Origin of the sequence: Sinomonas sp. P10A9, from assembly GCF_041022165.1 — a bacterium.
Taxonomy (GTDB): Bacteria; Actinomycetota; Actinomycetes; order Actinomycetales; family Micrococcaceae; genus Sinomonas; species Sinomonas puerhi.
Window position 1 is genome coordinate 4,024,209 of the sequence record NZ_CP163302.1, and the last position, 17,663, is coordinate 4,041,871.

Below are 17,663 nucleotides of genomic sequence, written 5' to 3' on the forward strand. Positions count from 1 at the left end.
TGGCACCGGAAACTGAGTTTTCTGGTTAGGCCCCGGGCAACGGGGGAAGAGTTCAGCATGACGCACAACGACTCGGTGGGTCTGGATCAGTCTATACGCGTCTTCGTTCTGGATCCCCATGAGGTGGCCCGCTACGGGATGAGGAGCCTGCTCGAGCGGGCCGGGATGACCGTGGTCGGAGAGTCGGGCTCGGCGCGCGAGGCCGAGGTGCTCATCCCCCACCTTGCCCCGGACGTCGCGGTGCTCGGCGAGAAGCTCACAGACGGGAACGGCATCGAGGTCTGCCGGGCCGTGCGGTCGGCAGACCCGCGGATCCAGTGCATCATTCTCAACCACGCCCACGACGAGCAGGCGCTCTTCGAGGCCGTGATGGCCGGAGCCGCGGGGTACTTCGCCAAGGACATCTCCGTTGACCGGCTCATCGACGTGGTGCGCCGCGCCGCTGCCGGCGAGGCCATCTTCGACCCCGACGCCGAAGCCCGGACCAGATCACGCTTCACTTCACAGCACTCGGACGATCCACTCATGGACACCCTCACGCGGCAGGAGCGCCGGGTCCTGGAGCTGGTGGGGACCGGGCTGACCAACCGGCAGATCGCCCTTGAGCTCGGCCTGGCCGAGAAGACCGCGAAGAACTATGTCTCGTCCATCCTGACCAAGCTCGGCATGAAGCACCGTACTCAGGCAGCGCTACACGTCATCGGCCAGAACCCCAGCCCCCGGCCCCGCCCCCCTAACGGATCGCAGCCTGCCGGCCAATGAGTTCCGCCATGCGCGCACCCGTGTCCGATCCGGGCGCCGGGAGGTACGCGACGACGTGCAGGGTCGGTGCGTCAGAGGGGACGAGCTGGTGCTGCTCGAAGTCGAGCCGCCCCGCGACGGGGTGCAGGAAGGTCCGGGCCCGCGAGGCGAAGCGCCGGACCTCGTGATCGTCCCAGGCCCGCGCGAAGTCCGCGGAATCCTGGCGGAGTCGTGTGATGAGCTCGACGTGCGCGTCGCGGTCTGCGTGCGAGCCGGCCTCGGCGCGGTAGTCGGCCAGGAAGCTGCGGACCGTGATCTCCCAATCGGGCAGCATGCCCCGCACGTAGGGGTCCGTGAACGTGAGGCGCAGGAGGTTGCGGTCCTTCGCCGGCACGGTGGCGATGCCCGGGAACAGAGCCTCGTACCCGCGGTTCCACGCGCCGATGTCCCACGTCGAGGTCACAGCGAACGCCGGGGCCGGGTCCAGGGCGTCCAGCAGGTGCTGAACGTGGTCCGGGACGGGCTCGGGGACCGCCGCGAAGGCCCGGGGCGCGGGAGCGAAGCCGCTCAGGCCCAGGATGTAGTCGTGCTCGGGCGCGGTGAGGCGCAGATTCACGGCGACGGCGTCGAGCACCTGCCGGGACGGGTTGATGTCACGACCCTGCTCGAGCCACGTGTACCAGGTCACCGAGACGCCGGAAAGGAACGCGATCTCCTCGCGACGCAGTCCCTCGGTGCGTCCGCGGCCCACGGGAGGGAGGCCGTAGTCCGCGCGGACGGCCCGCTCGCGCTTTTTGCGCAGGAAGGCGCCGAGTTCCCTGCGCGGGGCCTCGATCGGGCCCCTGTCCTCGTGCCGGTCCACACCCCGTCCGTCAGCCACGCTCCAACGCTAGCACTCTCACTACTAGTATTGACGGAGACTGGCGGACACCGCGCGCGCGTGAAATTCTCGTTCAATGCCAGCTCTTCGTTCCCGCACCGTCACCCATGGCCGCAATATGGCCGGAGCTCGCGCACTGATGCGCGCCTCCGGCGTGGCCAACTCGGACATCGGCAAGCCGATCATCGCCGTCGCCAACTCGTTCACCGAGTTCGTCCCCGGCCACACCCACCTCGCCCCGGTGGGCCGCATCGTCTCCGAGGCGATCCACGCGGCCGGCGCGATCGCCCGCGAGTTCAACACGATCGCCGTCGACGACGGCATCGCCATGGGCCACGGCGGCATGCTCTACTCGCTGCCCTCCCGCGACCTCATCGCCGACTCGGTCGAGTACATGGTCAACGCGCACTGCGCTGACGCCCTCGTGTGCATCTCGAACTGCGACAAGATCACCCCCGGCATGCTCCTGGCCGCCCTGCGCCTGAACATCCCCACGGTCTTCGTCTCCGGCGGCCCCATGGAGGCCGGCCGCGTGACACTCACGGACGGCTCGGTCCGCTCGCTCGACCTCGTCAACGCGATCTCCGACGCCGTCGACGAGTCGATCTCCGACGCGGACATCGACCTCATCGAGCAGAACGCCTGCCCCACGTGCGGCTCGTGCTCGGGCATGTTCACCGCCAATTCGATGAACTGCCTCACCGAGGCGATTGGCCTCTCCCTCCCGGGCAACGGCTCGGTCCTCGCGACCCACACCGCGCGCAAGGCGCTCTACGAGCGGGCCGGGGCGACCGCCGTCGAACTCGCCGCGCGCTACTACGAGCACGACGACGACTCCGTCCTCCCGCGCTCGATCGCTACCGCCGAGGCCTTCGACAACGCGATGGCCCTCGACATCGCCATGGGCGGCTCGACCAACACGATCCTGCATCTGCTCGCGGCCGCGCAGGAAGCCGGCGTCGAGTACGGCCTGGCCGAGATCGACGCGAAGTCCCGCAAGGTCCCGTGCCTTGCGAAGGTGGCCCCGAATGTCGCCGGAAACAAGACCTACTACATGGAGGACGTGCACCGCGCCGGCGGCATCCCCGCGCTCCTGGGTGAGCTCAACCGCGGCGGCCTCCTGCACACCAACGTGCATTCGGTGCACTCCGACGACCTGACCTCGTGGCTCGACGCGTGGGACATCCGCGGTGGCAAGGCCACCGAGCATGCCGAGCAGCTCTGGCACGCGGCACCGGGCGGCCAGCGCTCCTCGACCGCGTCCTCGCAGTCGAACGAGTGGACCTCCCTCGACACGGATTCCGCGGGCGGCTGCATCCGCGCCGTCGAGCACGCGTACTCGAAGGACGGCGGCCTCGCGGTGCTGCGCGGCAACGTCGCGGTGGACGGAGCCGTGGTCAAGACGGCCGGCGTCGACGAGTCGATCTGGACGTTCGAGGGCCCTGCGGTCGTGTGCGAGTCACAGGACGAGGCCGTCGAGAAGATCCTGAACAAGACCGTCAAGGAGGGCGACGTCGTCGTCATCCGGTACGAGGGGCCGAAGGGCGGCCCGGGCATGCAGGAGATGCTCTACCCGACCTCGTTCCTCAAGGGCCGTGGCCTGGGCAAGAAGTGCGCGCTCATCACGGACGGGCGCTTCTCCGGCGGTACCTCGGGCCTCTCGATCGGGCACATCTCCCCCGAGGCGGCCTCCGGCGGCACGATCGCCCTCGTGCAGGACGGCGACCTCATCCGCATCGACATCCCGAACCGCTCGATGGATCTCGTGGTGGACCAGTCCGAGCTCGACGCCCGCCGCGAGCGGCTCGAGGCCACCACCGGGTACCACCCCGCGAACCGCGAGCGCCGGGTCTCCGCGGCCCTGCGCGCCTACGCCGCCATGGCCACCTCGGCGGACAAGGGCGCCGTGCGCGACGTCGACTCCCTCACGCGGATCACGTCCCCGCAGCCGATTGCGTAACCGCTGCGCCTGGTAAGAGTGCTGAGGGCCTGAACCGCCTCGAAAGTACCTTCGGCGCCCTAAGGGCATATCGGCTATCGACACAGGTCAGGCGCCCCCACTCCCGGATTCGGGGTGAGGGCGCCTGATTTGTGTCGATATGCCCCGCTCGGAGGCTGTCAGGCCGGAGACGAGACGAGTTCCTTCGCAGCTTCCTCGGCGGCGACCTCTGGGGCGGCTTCCGGAGCAGGCGTCGCGGCTGACGCGGCTGGCGCGGATGCAACGGTGGAGGTGGATGCAACGGCGGGCGTCGCGGCCGCTCCGGCGCTGGAAGCCGATGCGGTCTTGGACTCCCCTTCCGCGGCGGGCTTCACGTCCGCCGCCACGGACCCGCGCAGGATCGGGTTGACGGCGGTGACCGTCCCGAGCTCCGGCATGAGCTGGCGCGCGGAGACCGGGGCCTTCGGTGCCGTGCGGGCCGCTGCGGGCTTTGCCACCGGGGCCGCAGGGACCACCGGCTGGGTGGCCGTGGTGGTCTTGCGGGGCTTGCGCTTCGGAGCTGCCTTGGGCTTCTCCGCAGACGCATCGGCGGCGGAAACGGCGGCGATCTGGCCCGTGTCGCCGGTCCTGCGCGACGAGCGGGCTGCAGGCTTCACCACGGGCGCGGCAGGTGAAGCGTCGGCGGCCGCGGTCTCGGCGCGCACCGAATCGGCAAGCACCGTCTCGGCAAGCACCGTCTCGACCACGTCCACACCGCCGGCCGCCGCGTTTGCCGTCAGTGCGGGAGCCACCGGGGCGTCGGCCGCCGGGGCGGGAGCGGGCACCGCGTCAGCCGCGCTCGCAGCGCGCTCCATCTCCTCGGCCGCCGCGAGCGCAGCCTGGATCTCGGCGGAGTTGCGCGCGTACTGCACCAGCAGCACGGTGAGGTGCGTGATCGCGAGGAGCACCACCGGAGGCATGGCCGCCACGAGGGCGGAGACGGCGATCGGCACATTGCCGTTCGACGCCTTGACGGCGAGGATCGCGTGGATCGAGTTGGCTGCGGTCGAGACCACGGCGCCGAAGAACAGCAGGATCCACGGGTAGAACTGCTCCTTGCCCTCGCGGCCGGCGAGGGCAACGATGGCAACCGTCGCGGCGACGATCATGCCGTCCACGATGAGCGGCCACATCCACCCGATCTCGGGGTTGATGCCCGCGCGGACGGCGAGGTCGGTAAGGGCTGAGAAGCTCAGGACGAAGGCGCCTGAGCCGATGACGACCGTCGATGCGATGCCGGTGGCAACGATAGGTCGCGAGATAGGCTTATGCTTCACACGTTGGAGATTCTGGGGGTTCACCCTAGTTTTCTACCATGCCGTGGATACCGTCAGATGACGATATCCACGACGGCGTCCGCACCCTCACCTCCGCCGGTAGTAGTCCCTCCAAATCAGCCGATGGATCGGGATGAGCCGGGGCAGTGACCGGACCCCCGGGATGAAGGGGACGAGCATGAGGGCGAGCGTCAGGACAACCATGATTCCGCTGATCACGAGGTCCGCGTTGGAGAGCCCGTTGAACGGCGGGATCTGGTACCAGAACGAGAACAGCCACAGCCAGGACTGGCCGGGGTAGTTGCCGGTCTCGTTCATCATGCCCCACTGGTCACCCGTGAGGTGCTGTGCGTCCGCCAGGCCCTTGAAGTACGTTCCGTCGCCGAGCAGCAACTCGGTCCGTGTGTGGTCCAAGCCCGCGAGCGTCCCGCCGTCGAGCACGCGGTCCAGCGAACCGGACTGGGCCATCCCGAGCAGCGCCGAATCCAGCGCCGGCACGGGCCCGTAATCGCCCGACGCGACCTTGGCGGGGTCGTTGTCCGGGGCCTTCGAGAGGGCGTCTGAGTAGGCGCTGCTCCAGTCGGTGCGCTGCTGGTCCGTAGCGGTGTTCCACGCCGCGATCTCTGCCGGCTGCTGCGGCAGCGTGGCGAGCGGCCCGAGGACGAGGTCCTGGGCGGTGTCGACCGGCAGGCGGGCACCGGAGAGGCTCTGCAGATCGATTGGCCCGAGCGTCTGGCTCGCCCCCGGAGTCGAGTTGTAGGGGGGCCCGTACTGGGCGGTGCCGCTCGTCCCGCCGAGCTCGGCGGTCGCCGTCGCCACGAAGTCCGACGGCGCGGTGGTCGCCCACTGCTTGAGCGTCACCGGGGCGTCGTCGGGAGAACCGACGACGGCGGCGAGTCCCACGGTGAGCACTCCCACGACGACGCACGCGTACACGAGCTCCTTGACGAGGTCGTACTCGCGGACGGCCCCCGTCCATGGCCGTCGGTCGAGGTCCCTTGCGCCCCGGTGTTCATGCGGCGTCCGGCTGCGTTCCTTGATGCTCATGAGGGGTTGCCTCCCTGTGCTGCGGACCCACTCGGTGCTGCGGACCCACTCGGACGAAGCTGGGCGTCCGTCTCCGACGCCTCGAGCGGCGGGACGACGCCGTGCACGCGGACGAGGAGGACGTGCAGCACGACGACGGCCCCCACCGCGAGCGGCAGCAGCACGATGTGCCACATGAGGATCTGCCCGAGGTTCGCGACGTTGAACCACGCGCCCACCCCCACCGAGTTGAGGGCGTCCTTGGCCTGGAAGGCGATCCACTGGGAGTCGAAATTGGTCTGGAGGAGGTAGCCCGTGAAAGCGGTCACGATCGAGACCACGAACGAGATGACGCCCGTGATCCATGTCAGCGCGCGTCCTCCGCGCCACGACGCCATCCAGAACTTCCCCCACAGGTGGATGACCATGAACATGAAGAACAGCTCCACACCCCACAGGTGGGTGCTGTTGATGAAGTGGCCGGTCGCGGACACGTGGTACCAGGCCGGGCCGTTGAGCCCGAGGATCACGCCCGAGACGATCACGTACAGGAGCGCCGCGATGGCTCCCATCCCGAACACGTAGATCCACGACGCCACGTAGCTGGGCTGGGTCTCCGGAAGGAGCTTGTCAGGGGGAAGCGTGCGCACCCCCCACTGCCTGAACCTGCCGGTCCAGTTGACGATGTGCCCTCCGGGAGGCGCGCTCTGGGAGTCCGCTGGTGTGCCGCTCACCGCCGTCCCCTTCCCCCGGGGAAGGGCAGGAACAGCGCGGCGACGAACAGCAGGATCATCACGATGATGACGATGAGGTTCCCCAGCTGCACTGTGAAGGATCCCCACCCGAGATAGATGCCGTCGGCGCCGAGACGGGCCGCTGCGGTCAACGCATTCAGTGTCGTGTCCACGGCACCACGGTCCGCCCGGCGCCGACGCCCAGATAGGGGCTTAGGGCCCCTCGCCCAAAGTCTCAGCTGTCACTCAGGTGATGCGCGTCTCAGAACGGATACGGCGCGATCTCGGGTCGCATGGTGAGCCACTGGATCTCCGTGAACGCGTCGATGTTCGACGTCGCGCCGCCGAATCTCGAGCCTGTCCCGGACGCACCCACACCGCCGAACGGGGCGTTGGCCTCGTCGGAGACGGTCTGCTCGTTGATGTGGACCTTGCCCGAATGGACGCGGTCGGCGATCTTCATGGCCGTGCCGACGTCGCCGAGGATACCGACAGACAGCCCGTACTCGCTCGCGTTGACCATCTCAACGACCTCGTCGACGCTGGAGAACCTCGTGACCGGGGCAACCGGGCCGAAGATCTCGACGGCGAAAGCGGGGTTGTCCAGCTCAAGGTCCGCCAGCACCGTGGGCCGGTAGAACAGCGCCTCGTAGCTGCCGCCGGCCGTGAGGCGTCCGCCGCGCGCAACGGCGTCCTGGACGAGGCTGTCGATCTTGTCGCGCTGGGCCTCGTCGATGATCGGCCCGAGGGCCACGTCAGAGGTAGCGGGATCGCCGACCGGCAGGTTCTCGGCCTTCGCAGACAGCTCTGCGACGTAGTCGTCGTACAGCGAGTCGTGGACGAAATGCCGACCCGTCGCCATGCAGATCTGGCCCTGGTGCAAGAACGAGCCGAAAGCGCCGGCGGACGCGGCCTTCGCGAGGTCCGCCCCCGGCAGCACGATGAGCGCGCTGTTGCCACCAAGCTCGAGGTGTGCGCGCTTCAGCAGACGCGCGGCAGACTCGCCCACCTTGCGGCCCGCCGCGGTGGAGCCCGTGAACGAGACAACCCGCACTTCAGGCGCCTCGACCACGGCGGCCCCTGTCTCGGCGCCGCCGGGCAGGAGCGAGAGCACACCGGCTGGCAGCCCGGCCTCCTCGAAGATGCGCATGAGCGTCACGCCGCCGCAGACGGCGGTGCGGGGATCCGGCTTGAGCAGGACCGCGTTGCCGAGCGCAAGCGCGGGCGCCACCGAGCGGATCGAGAGGACCAGCGGGAAGTTGAACGGCGCGATCACGCTCACGACGCCGGCCGGCCGCCTCCGCGCGAAGGACCACCTTTCCTCGTCCGAGCTCAGGACCTCCCCGTGCGGGTGCGACGGCAGGGCTGCCGCCTCATAGCACTCGTTCGCGGCGACGTGGGTCTCGATCTGGGCCTTGGCAGGGATGCTGCCGGCCTCGCGGGTGAGCCAGTGCTGGACCTCGGCGGCATGCTCCTCCCACAGCTGGCCCGCGCGACGCAGGACGGCGGCGCGCTCTTCGGGCTTCGTGGCCGCCCAGTCGAGCTGGGACTTCGCGGCCAGCGACGCCGCGCGGTATACATCGTCGCGGTTGGCGAGCCCCACGGAACCGAGGGTCGCTCCGGTAGCCGGCTCGACGGCGTCGAAGGCGCCACCACCGGCCTCGGTCCACCCGCCGATATTGACCTTGCCGCCCCACAGTGCGGCGTCGAGAAATGCCATTCCGGTGACCTCCCTGTCACTGTCTTTCGACCAGCCTAAGCCCGGTGCGCTGCAAGCCGAACGGAGGCGGCTCTAGCGTGGGCAGATAATGGTCCGATGCCGAAGATCTCCGCCCCGACCGTCGCCGAGCACCGCGGCGCCCAGCGTGCGGCGCTGATCCGGGCGGCCGAGGCGGTCCTGCTCGAGGGGGGTCTCACGATGGTGAGCCCGCGCACCGTGACCGAGCGGGCTGGCCTTGCCCGCTCAAGCTTCTACGACTACTTCCCCTCGAAGGACGATCTCCTCGTGGCTGTTGCCCTCCAGGCCTTCGACCGCTGGAACGACGAGATCTCCGCCGAGCTCGCCAAGTCGGCCCCGGGACTCGACCGCCTTCGCACCTTTGTCGAGGCGACGCTGCGCATGACGGCCGACGGAAGGCACGGCCTCGCAACGTCATTGCGGGAGGCCGAGCTGACGCCGAAGCGCCACGAGGGCATCGGAGCCCTGCATGCCGCGCTGTTCCGGCCTCTCGCGGAGACGCTCGCCGAGCTCGGGCACTCGGATGCCGCGCTGTGGATGCACCTCGCGCAGGGTGTGCTCGGCGCCGGGGTGCAGCTCGTCGAGCACGGGGCGGACCACAGGACGGTGGCCGAAGCCGCCTTCCAGCTCCTGACCCACGGCCTGCCCGCCTGACAGCGGCTGCTTCTCCCGCCTCTCCCATCGCATCCAATCCGGAGCCTGCTCTCTCTTTTTGCCGATGTCGGCAACTAGCTGACATACTGTCGGAATGATTCCGACAGGTAGTCGGAAAAATCCCCCTAGGAAGTGACATGTTCCTTGCTCTGCGCGAACTCAGGTTCGCCCGCGGCCGGTTCACCCTCATGGGCGCCGTGATCTCACTGATCGCCGTGCTCGTGGTCCTGCTCTCCGGCCTCTCCTCCGGCCTCGTCAACGATGGCGTCTCCGGACTCAAGTCCCTCAGCGCCACCGCATTCGCCTTCGACAAGGGCACGATCAAGGACAACGCGTTCAGCCGTTCCCTCGTGGACGGCAGGCAGCTTCAGGCATGGAAGGATGCCCCCGGGATCGAGCATGCCGAGCCCATGGGCGTGAGCATCGTCAACGGCACGACGTCCTCCGGCCGTCAGGTCGATCTGACCCTCTTCGGCGTCGAGCCTGCCGGGTTCCTGGCCCCGGCCATCGCCGAGGGACACAGTCTCGGTGCCCCCGATGGGATCGTCGTCTCGTCCACCCTCAAGGCGAAAGGCGTCACAGTCGGCGACGTCGTGGCCCTGGACCGAATAGGGACCAAGCTGACGGTGGCCGGGTTCACTAGGGGCCAGGCCACCTTCGGCCACGTCGACGTCGCGTACCTCCCGATCGGCACGTGGCGGCTGCTCGCCTCCAACACGGCCGCGGCGGGTGCGCCCACCCAGGCCCAGGTGGACGCGGCCGGCTACCCGTACTCGAGCGTCGTGGCGCTCGAGGCGGCACCCGGACGGTCCCCCGACTACGCGGCCCTCGACGCAGGCGCGGGCACGATGACGATGACCAAGGCCCAGGCATTCAACGCCTCCCCCGGCTACGAGGCAGAGACCCTGACACTGAGCATGATCCAGGTCTTCCTGTACGCCATCTGCGCGCTCGTGGTCGGCGCCTTCTTCACCGTCTGGACCATCCAGCGCACCCAGGAAATCGCCGTGCTGCGCGCCATGGGCGCCTCGGGCGGGTACCTGCTGAGGGACGGCCTCGCCCAAGGCGCGATCCTCCTGCTCGGTTTCACGGCGATAGGAGTCGCCATCGGCGTCGGGTTCGGAGCCATGATCCCCGACGCCGTGCCCTTTGCGCTCGAGGCGGCTCCCATTGCCCTTGCCACCGCTCTCACTGTGGTGCTCGGTCTTCTTGGCGCGGCCGTCGCCGTCCTGCGCATCACGCGCGTCGATCCCATCACTGCCCTCGGAGGAAACCGATGACCTCGATCCCCGCATCAGACATGCCCGTGCCCGCCCTCGAGATGTCGGACCTCGTGTTGGAGCTCGGCGACGGCGACGGCAGGGTCCGCGTCCTCGACTCGGTCAGCCTCCGGGTCGAGGCGGGCGAGTTCACCGCGATCGTCGGGCCGTCCGGTTCGGGCAAGTCCTCGCTCCTGGCGGTGGCGGGCCTTCTAGCGAAGCCGACCTCCGGCGTCGTGCGTGTCCACGGGACGGACGTCGTCGGCCTCGGGAAGGGCGCGGCGGCCCGATTCCGGCTCGCGAATATCGGCTTCGTCTTCCAGTCCGCGAACCTGATCCCCGCACTCACTGCCGCCGACCAGCTCCGTCTCGCGGGACGGCTCGCGGGCAACCGGACCGTGGACCCGAAGAGCCTGCTGGAGGCTGTGAGCATGTCCCAGAGGGCGAGCCACCGCCCTGGGCGCCTCAGCGGCGGCGAGCGCCAGCGCGTTGGGATCGCGCGGGCGCTGGTCAACCGACCGAGCCTGCTCCTTGTCGACGAGCCGACGGCCGCCCTCGACCGCCGCCGCAGCTACGAGGTCGTGTCGCTCCTCGCGGACCAGGCCCGTGAGTCGGGCGCCGCCGTCGTCATGGTGACGCACGACCGGGATGTCCTCACCCAATGCGACCGGGTGCTGGAGATGTCCGACGGGCGCCTTGCCGAGGTCGGCGTGCCGGCCTGACGCGCCTGAGGTCGGCGAGCCTGCGCCGTCGGGTCCGCGCCCTCCTCAGTCGGCCCCCACCGCGCGGGCGGCCTCCGCAATGGAAGCCGCCGCGGCCTGCAGCTCGGGCACGAGGCGCGCTACCTCCGCGTCACGCCGGTTCTCCGCGGAAGAGGCCGGATCGTCGAGCCGCGCGGACAGCGCCATGTTGATCGCCGCGACTGTCCGGCCGCCTGCACCGAGCACCGGGACGGCCACCGATTGAAGGCCCACCTCAAGCTCCTGGTCGACGACGGCGTACCCCGCCTCGCGGATCCGCGCGAGCTCCGCCTCGATCGCCTTGCGAGAGGTGAGCGTGCGCGGGGTCAGCGGCGCGAGGTCTGCATGGGCGAAATAGGCGTCCAGCTCCCCGGGCGCCAGCGCTGCGAGCAGGACGCGCCCCATCGAGGTCGCGTGCGCGGGGAACCGGGTTCCCGGCGAGATGCCCACGGAGATGATGCGCCGCGTGTGGATCCTCGTGAGGTAGACGATGTCCGCACCGTCAAGAACCGCTAGGGACGTCGACTCCCCGTGCCGGTGCGAGAGCTCCTCGAGGATCGGCTGGGCGAGCTCGGGGAGCGGCAGGCCGGAGAGGTACGCGTACCCGAGCTGGAGGACGAGAGGGGTCAGGGCAAAGACCCTTCCATCCGTGCGGGCATACCCGAGCTCGACGAGCGTGTGGAGGAAGCGCCGCGCCGTCGCACGTGTGAGGGAGGTTCGCGCCGCCACTTCTGAGAGGGTCATCTCCTGGTGCTCGGCGTCGAACGAGCGCACGACGGCGAGTCCCCGCGCGAGCGATTGCACGAATTGGTCGCTCGCGGTGGGGACCGGCGGGTGGACGTAGTCGACGGCGCCCGGTTCCGACTCAGCTTCTGGATCCGGACTCGGCTCCGCATCCCGCACCGATCGCCGCTCAACCACCGTCACTCCGACCAACCACCAGCACTCCGCTCTGCCATCGTCCGTTCCGTTCAGCCCGCAGCCGGGAGCAGCGGGACGTCCATGAGGGCCTCGAGTTCCTCGAACGCCACGCCGAACGTCTCCCGCACGCGCACGCCGTCGGGCGAGATGAGGAAGACGGCCTTCTCGGTGTACACGCGCGTCACGCAGCCCACGCCGGTGACCGGGTAGGTCAGCTCGGGGACGAGCTTGGCGGTCCCATCCTTCGCGGTGAGGTTCATCATGACATACACGTCCTTGGCACCCGTCGCGAGGTCCATCGCGCCGCCGACTGCGGGGATCGCGTCCGGGGCGCCGGTGTGCCAGTTCGCCAGATCGCCGGTGGCGGACACCTGGAACGCGCCGAGCACGCACACATCGAGGTGGCCGCCGCGCATGATCGCGAACGAGTCGGCGTGGTGGAAGTAGCTCGCGCCCGGCAGCTCGGTCACGGGGATCTTGCCGGCGTTGATGAGGTCCTGGTCGATTTCATCGCCCACGGCCACCGGCCCCATGCCGAGCATGCCGTTCTCGGTGTGGAGCGTGATGCCCTGTTCCTCGGTCAGGTAGTTCGACACGTTGGTCGGCTGGCCGATGCCGAGGTTCACGAATGATCCCGGCTCGATGTCCTTCGCGACGAGCCGGGCCATCTCCTCACGGTTGAGGGGTGCCTCGCTCGTCTGGGGGACGGTGTTGTCCTCGATGACGCCCGGCACAGTCTGCTCGCTCATCCGTTCAGCCCACCTTCACGATCGTGTTGACGTAGATTCCCGGGGTCACGACGTTCTCGGGGTCGAGTCCGCCCACGGGGACGATCTCGGAGACCTGGACGATAGTCTGCTTGGCTGCGGCGGCCATGATCGGGCCGAAGTTGCGCGCTGTCTTGCGGTAGACAAGGTTTCCCTTGCCATCGGCCCGAAGCGCCTTGATGAGCGCGACGTCGGCGTGGATAGCGGTCTCGAAGACCTGCCATGTGCCGTCGAGGAAGCGCGTCTCCTTGCCCTCGGCCAGCATGGTTCCGTAGCCGGTCGGCGTGAAGAATCCGCCGATGCCGGCGCCCGCGGCCCGGATCCGCTCGGCGAGGTTGCCCTGCGGCACGAGCTCGAGCTCGATCTGGCCTGCGCGGTACTTCTCGTCGAAATGCCATGAGTCGCTCTGGCGCGGGAACGAGCAGATCATCTTCGCCACGCGGCCCTCCTTGATCAGGAGTGCGAGGCCCTCATCCGCCTGCCCGGCGTTGTTGTTGACCACCGTGAGGCCCGTCGCGCCGCACTCGAGCAGCGCGTCGATGAGCTCGAACGGCTGCCCGGCGTTGCCGAAGCCTCCGATCATGACGGTCGAGCCGTCCTCGATGCCCGCCACGGCCTGCGCGACGGTGTCCTTGAATTCCAGCGTGTGTGCCACCGATGGACCCTTTCCTCTCGGCCTATTTCGCGTTGACGTTCTCGAGCACCACGGCGAGCCCCTGGCCCACACCGATGCAGATCGCGGCTACACCCCACCGCTCTCCGCTGCGCTGAAGCGAGCGGGCGAGCGTGCCGAGGATGCGGCCGCCGGACGCGCCGAGCGGGTGCCCCATCGCGATCGCGCCGCCGTGCTGGTTGACGATCTCGGGGTCGATCTTCCACGCGTCCACGCAGGCGAGGGACTGCGCGGCGAAGGCCTCGTTGAGCTCGACGGCGCCCACCTGGTCCCAGCCGATGCCGGCCTTCGCGAGGGCCCGGTTCGCGGCCTCGACGGGTGCGAAGCCGAAGTACTGTGGCTCGTTGGCCGCAGCGCCGCGGCCCGCGATGCGTGCGATGGGAGCCAGTCCGAGCGTCCCCGCGGCGGCTTCGGAGCCGAGCAGGACCGCGGAGGCACCGTCGGAGAGCGGGGAGGCGTTGCCTGCGGTGACGGTGCCGCCGGTCGTCGTACCCGAGCGGTCGCCGTTGTCCTTGCGGAACGCGGTCTTGAGGCCGCCGAGGGACTCCGCGGAGGACCCCGCCCGGATGCCCTCGTCACGCGTCACATCGGTTCCGGGGACGGCGGCGACGAGATCGTCGTAGAAGCCCTCGTTCCAGGCCTTGTCGGAAAGGGTGTGCGAGCGGGCGGCGAACTCATCCTGACGGTCGCGGCCGATCGCGAAGCGCTCGCGCAGCTGCTCGGTGGCCTCGCCGAGGGACACGGTCCACTCGGACGGCATCTCCGGGTTCACGAGGCGCCAGCCGAGCGTGGTCGAGGCGAGCGCCAAGTCCCCGGCCGGGTAGGGCTTGTCCGTCTTCGGCAGGACCCACGGCGCGCGGGACATCGACTCCACACCGCCCACCAGCATGACGTCGGCGTCGCCCACCTGGATCTGGCGCGAGGCGATCATCGCGGCGTCGAGGGACGAGCCGCACAGGCGGTTCACCGTGGTGCCGGGGATGGAGACGGGAAGGCCCGCGAGAAGCGTGGCCATCCGGGCGACGTTGCGGTTCTCCTCGCCTGCACCGTTGGCGTTGCCGAAGATCACTTCGTCGAGTGCGCCGGCTTCGAGCGCATCGGGCGTCAGGCCCGGGGCTCGGTCCACGACACTGCGGACCATGTGTGCCGCGAGGTCATCGGGGCGGACGCTTGCGAGGCCCTTGCCGAATTTGCCGAAGGGGGTGCGGATCGCGTCGTAGACGAAAGCGTCGGTCATGAGTTGCTGTCCTTGGTGTTGTGGCTGTCAACGAGGGCGTCGATGGTCTCCTGCGCGAGTTCGATCAACCCGCTTGCGGCCATGAAGTGCGCCCGGAGCAGGCTGGCGACCAGGGCCGGATTCTCGGTCGGGGCGATGTGCCCGACGTTGGGGACCTCGACGGCGACGCCGTGCTGAGCCTGGTCGGCCATCCACTCCGCCTCGGAGAGGGGGCAGACGGAGTCGAACTGTCCCGCGACGGCGAGGAATGGGACCGAAATCTCGGCGAACCGGTCCCGGACGTCGTAGGCAGCGATGGCGCGGCAGACGGCGGCGTAGCCGAAGCGGTCTGCGTCCCGCAGGCTGTCCAGGAGCCGTGAGGACTCGGTGGGGTGCTCTCCCAGGAAGCCGGGGGCGAACCAGATCTCGGCGGAGGGCTCGAGGCGGATCTCGGTGCCCTGCTCGGCAACGGCGTCGGCGCGTTCGGCGTAGGCCTCGGCGCCGTTGAAGCGCGGCGACGAACAGACCATGGCGAGGCTCAGGAGTCGTTCGGGGTGGCGGAGAGCCAGCTCGGCCCCGGTCGCACCGCCCACTGAATCGCCCGCGTAGTGGAAGCGGACGCCCGGCTCGATGGAGTCGACGAGCTCCACGACTGCGTCTGCCAGCTCGCCCACGCTGAACTCGGCATCCGTTGCGGCGGCCGGGGAGACACCATGGCCGGGGAGGTCCCAACCGAAGACGTCGTAGTCGCCCGCGAAAAGCTGCGCGGCGTCTTGCCACATCACCGTCGACGTCCCGAGGGAAGGCCCGAGTACCACGAGCTCCTTCTGTCCGAGCTGCTCGCGCGGACTCAGCCGCACGGCCTTGATCTTGGGCACGCTCACCTACAGGTCCTTTCCTCTTGCTCTTCCCAGTTGCCCAGCCCTCCGCAGGGTTCAGACCCCGCAGAGCTGACCACGCAACGGTCGAGACGACACCTTCACGATAACCCGATGTTCGCATATTGCACAAGAGTTCGACATACGAACACATGACAGGCGAGACAGAGCTCGGCCTGATGACCCAGCCCGAGGGACCGAAGGATCGGTGCCGGGAGCGCGCGGAGCCGCCGGGACCAACGGCACTCCCCTCCGCCCCCGCACCTCTCGACCATGGAAGGACAGGCACCCACCCCAGGAGGCACACATGTCCGAGCACGAGTACAAGCACACGTACACGATCGACATCAGCGCACCGGTCCACGCGGTCTTCGAGCACTGCCGCGACCCACGCAACATGTTCGCCGGCCACCCCAAGATCCACGTCGACGATGCGACCGTGACCCCTGAGGGCGTCGGGACGGTGGCGCACGTCTGGAACCAGACCATGCCGGTCACGGAGTACGTCACCCACGAGTTCGTCACCTTCGTCCCCGACCAGCAGATCGTCATCAACTCACATCTCAAGCTGCTCAACAGGGACCTCAAGCAGCACGTCGGCTGGACCTGGAACTTCGTGCCCGAAGGCGAGGGAACGCGGCTGAACGTGCACTTCGAGAACACGGACATCACGTGGATCGAAGAGGTAATGATGAACACGGTTGCCGAGAAGGGCTGGGCCCACACGGTCAACGGCTGGCTCGAGCACATCAAGACCGAGGTCGAGAAGGAATCCGCCGCGGCCCAGTAGCCGTGCGCAGATGAGCCCATGCCGTATCGCCAGTCGCTCCACATCGAGGCCCCGGTCGAGAAGGTGTTCGACGCCTTCCGGGACCCGCGCACCTGGCGGGACGTCGCGGCGTCGGGCGTGAGCTTCGGCGACACGCACTGCACCCCGGAGGGCCTCGGGACCCACTACACGTGGATCGCGAACCTCGCAGGCATTCGCCTCCACGGCTTCAACGTGTACACCGAGTTCGTCCCCAACCGGCGTATCACCGACCGCAGTTCGCTGTCCCTCGAAGGGACGTGGACGTACGAGTTCGAGCCGGAGGGGTCCGGTACAAGGCTCACGATGGAGAACCGATCCGGCGGCCTGTGGCGGCTCTGGCCCCTCGAACTGCTCCTGGCGCGGGCGACCGCGGCATCCCACGGCCCGGTGTTCGAGAAGGTCAAGGCGAAGCTGGAGTCGGGCCAATAGAGTCGGGCCGGTAGAGTCGCGGCGTGAGCCAACCCGTCCGCATCCCCTACGGCCCGCATCCCGATCAGTGGGGCGACTTGTACCTGCCGTCCCCCGCCGCGCACGACGGCGCGTGGCGCGGCGTCGTCGTCGTGATCCACGGCGGGTACTGGCGCGACCGGTACACCGCTGACCTCGGCGCGCCGGTCGCCGAGGATCTCGCCGCGCACGGCTTCGCGGCGTGGAACCTCGAGTACCGGCGCGCCAAGTCTGACCTGCCAGACGGTACCCGCACGGCGGGCGGCGGCGGGTGGCCGACCACGTTCCACGACGTCGCCGCCGGGATCGACCGCCTCGACGATATCGCGGGCCTGGGTGCGCTCACGGATGACGACGCCGCGCGCCTCGGGCGGCTCGTCGCGGCGGGGCAGGTGGTCGGTCTGGGCCATTCGGCGGGAGGCCATCTGGCGGTGTGGGCCGCCGGACGCCACCGGCTCCCACCTGACGCGCCGGGCGCCCCCGCGAAAGGCGGGCGGCCCCGGGTGCCGTTGCGCGGCGTCGTGAGCCAGGCGGGGGTGCTGAGCCTCGCAGCGGCAGACGAGCTGGGGCTGAGCAACCATGCCGCGCGGAATCTCATGGGCGGATCGTCAGCAGACTCGCCCGAGCTCGCGCGGGCCTTCGCCCTCGCAGACCCGCAGCGGGCGCTGCCCATCGGCGTGCCGGTCCACGCCGTGCACTCCCCCAACGACGACGCCGTCCCGTTCGCGCTGTCCGCGGGCTACGTCGCCGAGGCCCGCGCTGCCGGCGACCCTGCGCTGCTGCACGAGACCACCGGCGACCACGTCGCCATCATCGACCCCGCCCACGAGGCGTACCGCCTGTGCCGACGGCTCGTGGGCGAGCTCCTTGACTCCCAGCAACTTCCCAGTATCTGAACGTAGCCTCCACGCCATTGGGGGGCG

At 69.2% G+C, this 17,663-nt stretch carries 19 protein-coding genes; 8 read left to right on the top strand and 11 right to left on the bottom strand.

Annotated elements, in window-relative coordinates; all coding sequences use genetic code 11:
• Nucleotides 1-57 precede the first annotated feature (57 nt).
• On the top strand, nucleotides 58-762 hold the full coding sequence (locus AB5L97_RS18475) for a LuxR C-terminal-related transcriptional regulator (RefSeq protein WP_369045786.1): 705 nt from the start codon (nucleotides 58-60) through the stop codon (nucleotides 760-762).
• On the opposite strand, the gene AB5L97_RS18480 is transcribed toward AB5L97_RS18475, so the two are convergent.
• The gene (locus AB5L97_RS18480) at nucleotides 734-1,621 is read right to left on the bottom strand and encodes a helix-turn-helix transcriptional regulator (RefSeq protein WP_369045787.1); all 888 of its coding nucleotides are present in this window, start codon (nucleotides 1,619-1,621) and stop codon (nucleotides 734-736) included. The two genes, AB5L97_RS18475 and AB5L97_RS18480, sit on opposite strands and share 29 nt — an antisense overlap.
• Nucleotides 1,622-1,697: 76 nt before the next feature.
• On the opposite strand from AB5L97_RS18480, the gene ilvD reads away from it, so the two are divergent.
• Complete coding sequence (gene ilvD / locus AB5L97_RS18485; RefSeq protein WP_369045788.1) at nucleotides 1,698-3,581, top strand: dihydroxy-acid dehydratase; 1,884 nt, start codon at nucleotides 1,698-1,700, stop codon at nucleotides 3,579-3,581.
• A 158-nt stretch (nucleotides 3,582-3,739) separates the two neighbouring features.
• Here the strand turns inward: ilvD and AB5L97_RS18490 are convergent, their stop codons facing one another.
• From AB5L97_RS18490 to AB5L97_RS18510, 5 genes are all read right to left on the bottom strand, one after another.
• Nucleotides 3,740-4,876, bottom strand: a complete 1,137-nt coding sequence (locus AB5L97_RS18490; protein WP_369045789.1) for a DUF2637 domain-containing protein — start codon at nucleotides 4,874-4,876, stop codon at nucleotides 3,740-3,742.
• Nucleotides 4,877-4,963: 87 nt separating this feature from the next.
• Nucleotides 4,964-5,923, bottom strand: a complete 960-nt coding sequence (locus AB5L97_RS18495; protein WP_307956241.1) for a hypothetical protein — start codon at nucleotides 5,921-5,923, stop codon at nucleotides 4,964-4,966.
• Complete coding sequence (locus AB5L97_RS18500; RefSeq protein ID WP_369045790.1) at nucleotides 5,920-6,636, bottom strand: cytochrome b N-terminal domain-containing protein; 717 nt, start codon at nucleotides 6,634-6,636, stop codon at nucleotides 5,920-5,922. The genes AB5L97_RS18495 and AB5L97_RS18500 overlap by 4 nt, the downstream gene beginning before the upstream one ends.
• Entirely contained in the window at nucleotides 6,633-6,809 is a 177-nt protein-coding gene (locus tag AB5L97_RS18505) for a hypothetical protein (RefSeq protein ID WP_307956243.1), read from the bottom strand. Before AB5L97_RS18505 ends, AB5L97_RS18500 begins: the two co-directional genes overlap by 4 nt.
• Before the next feature lie 89 nt (nucleotides 6,810-6,898).
• Nucleotides 6,899-8,356: a benzaldehyde dehydrogenase gene (locus AB5L97_RS18510; protein WP_369045791.1), complete on the bottom strand. Its 1,458-nt coding sequence runs from the start codon at nucleotides 8,354-8,356 to the stop codon at nucleotides 6,899-6,901.
• Between the two features lie 96 nt (nucleotides 8,357-8,452).
• On the opposite strand from AB5L97_RS18510, the gene AB5L97_RS18515 reads away from it, so the two are divergent.
• From AB5L97_RS18515 to AB5L97_RS18525, 3 genes are all read left to right on the top strand, one after another.
• Nucleotides 8,453-9,028: a TetR/AcrR family transcriptional regulator gene (locus AB5L97_RS18515; protein ID WP_369045792.1), complete on the top strand. Its 576-nt coding sequence runs from the start codon at nucleotides 8,453-8,455 to the stop codon at nucleotides 9,026-9,028.
• Nucleotides 9,029-9,165: 137 nt separating this feature from the next.
• Nucleotides 9,166-10,308 carry an ABC transporter permease gene (locus tag AB5L97_RS18520; RefSeq protein WP_369045793.1) on the top strand — a complete coding sequence of 381 codons (1,143 nt, stop codon included), beginning with the start codon at nucleotides 9,166-9,168 and terminating at the stop codon, nucleotides 10,306-10,308.
• Entirely contained in the window at nucleotides 10,305-11,009 is a 705-nt protein-coding gene (locus tag AB5L97_RS18525) for an ABC transporter ATP-binding protein (protein ID WP_369045794.1), read from the top strand. The genes AB5L97_RS18520 and AB5L97_RS18525 overlap by 4 nt, the downstream gene beginning before the upstream one ends.
• A 45-nt stretch (nucleotides 11,010-11,054) precedes the next feature.
• Here AB5L97_RS18525 and AB5L97_RS18530 read toward each other — a convergent pair whose 3' ends face one another.
• The 5 genes from AB5L97_RS18530 to AB5L97_RS18550 form a co-directional block, all read right to left on the bottom strand.
• The gene (locus AB5L97_RS18530) at nucleotides 11,055-11,831 is read right to left on the bottom strand and encodes an IclR family transcriptional regulator domain-containing protein (protein WP_369047475.1); all 777 of its coding nucleotides are present in this window, start codon (nucleotides 11,829-11,831) and stop codon (nucleotides 11,055-11,057) included.
• Between the two features lie 167 nt (nucleotides 11,832-11,998).
• Complete coding sequence (locus AB5L97_RS18535; protein WP_369045795.1) at nucleotides 11,999-12,697, bottom strand: 3-oxoacid CoA-transferase subunit B; 699 nt, start codon at nucleotides 12,695-12,697, stop codon at nucleotides 11,999-12,001.
• Nucleotides 12,698-12,701: 4 nt separating this feature from the next.
• Nucleotides 12,702-13,370 (bottom strand): 3-oxoacid CoA-transferase subunit A, encoded by a 669-nt coding sequence (locus AB5L97_RS18540; RefSeq protein WP_307956249.1) that lies wholly within the window; start codon nucleotides 13,368-13,370, stop codon nucleotides 12,702-12,704.
• Nucleotides 13,371-13,392: 22 nt separating this feature from the next.
• A complete protein-coding gene (locus tag AB5L97_RS18545) occupies nucleotides 13,393-14,625 on the bottom strand; it encodes a thiolase family protein (RefSeq protein ID WP_369045796.1) in 1,233 nt (410 codons plus the stop codon).
• Entirely contained in the window at nucleotides 14,622-15,488 is an 867-nt protein-coding gene (locus AB5L97_RS18550) for an alpha/beta fold hydrolase (protein ID WP_369045797.1), read from the bottom strand. Before AB5L97_RS18550 ends, AB5L97_RS18545 begins: the two co-directional genes overlap by 4 nt.
• A 301-nt stretch (nucleotides 15,489-15,789) precedes the next feature.
• Here AB5L97_RS18550 and AB5L97_RS18555 point away from each other — a divergent pair, with 301 nt between their 5' ends.
• Genes AB5L97_RS18555 through AB5L97_RS18565 form a run of 3 tightly spaced genes read left to right on the top strand, consistent with a single transcriptional unit; the run spans nucleotide 15,790 to nucleotide 17,636 of the window.
• A complete protein-coding gene (locus AB5L97_RS18555; RefSeq protein ID WP_369045798.1) occupies nucleotides 15,790-16,272 on the top strand; it encodes an SRPBCC family protein in 483 nt (160 codons plus the stop codon).
• 18 nt (nucleotides 16,273-16,290) lie between these two features.
• Nucleotides 16,291-16,722, top strand: coding sequence for an SRPBCC family protein (locus tag AB5L97_RS18560; protein ID WP_369045799.1), 432 nt, complete (start codon nucleotides 16,291-16,293; stop codon nucleotides 16,720-16,722).
• A gap of 23 nt (nucleotides 16,723-16,745) precedes the next feature.
• Nucleotides 16,746-17,636: an alpha/beta hydrolase gene (locus AB5L97_RS18565; RefSeq protein WP_369045800.1), complete on the top strand. Its 891-nt coding sequence runs from the start codon at nucleotides 16,746-16,748 to the stop codon at nucleotides 17,634-17,636.
• Nucleotides 17,637-17,663: the final 27 nt, after the last annotated feature.

Excerpts from the sequence above, each read along its gene's own strand:
- AB5L97_RS18545 (WP_369045796.1), bottom strand. The coding sequence starts at position 14,625 with ATGACCGACGCTTTCGTCTACGACGCGATCCGCACCCCCTTCGGCAAA.
- AB5L97_RS18525 (WP_369045794.1), top strand. The coding sequence starts at position 10,305 with ATGACCTCGATCCCCGCATCAGACATGCCCGTGCCCGCCCTCGAGATG.
- ilvD (WP_369045788.1), top strand. The coding sequence starts at position 1,698 with ATGCCAGCTCTTCGTTCCCGCACCGTCACCCATGGCCGCAATATGGCC.
- AB5L97_RS18515 (WP_369045792.1), top strand. The coding sequence starts at position 8,453 with ATGCCGAAGATCTCCGCCCCGACCGTCGCCGAGCACCGCGGCGCCCAG.
- AB5L97_RS18560 (WP_369045799.1), top strand. The coding sequence starts at position 16,291 with ATGCCGTATCGCCAGTCGCTCCACATCGAGGCCCCGGTCGAGAAGGTG.
- AB5L97_RS18495 (WP_307956241.1), bottom strand. The coding sequence starts at position 5,923 with ATGAGCATCAAGGAACGCAGCCGGACGCCGCATGAACACCGGGGCGCA.
- AB5L97_RS18475 (WP_369045786.1), top strand. The coding sequence starts at position 58 with ATGACGCACAACGACTCGGTGGGTCTGGATCAGTCTATACGCGTCTTC.
- AB5L97_RS18555 (WP_369045798.1), top strand. The coding sequence starts at position 15,790 with ATGTCCGAGCACGAGTACAAGCACACGTACACGATCGACATCAGCGCA.
- AB5L97_RS18535 (WP_369045795.1), bottom strand. The coding sequence starts at position 12,697 with ATGAGCGAGCAGACTGTGCCGGGCGTCATCGAGGACAACACCGTCCCC.
- AB5L97_RS18510 (WP_369045791.1), bottom strand. The coding sequence starts at position 8,356 with ATGGCATTTCTCGACGCCGCACTGTGGGGCGGCAAGGTCAATATCGGC.
- AB5L97_RS18520 (WP_369045793.1), top strand. The coding sequence starts at position 9,166 with ATGTTCCTTGCTCTGCGCGAACTCAGGTTCGCCCGCGGCCGGTTCACC.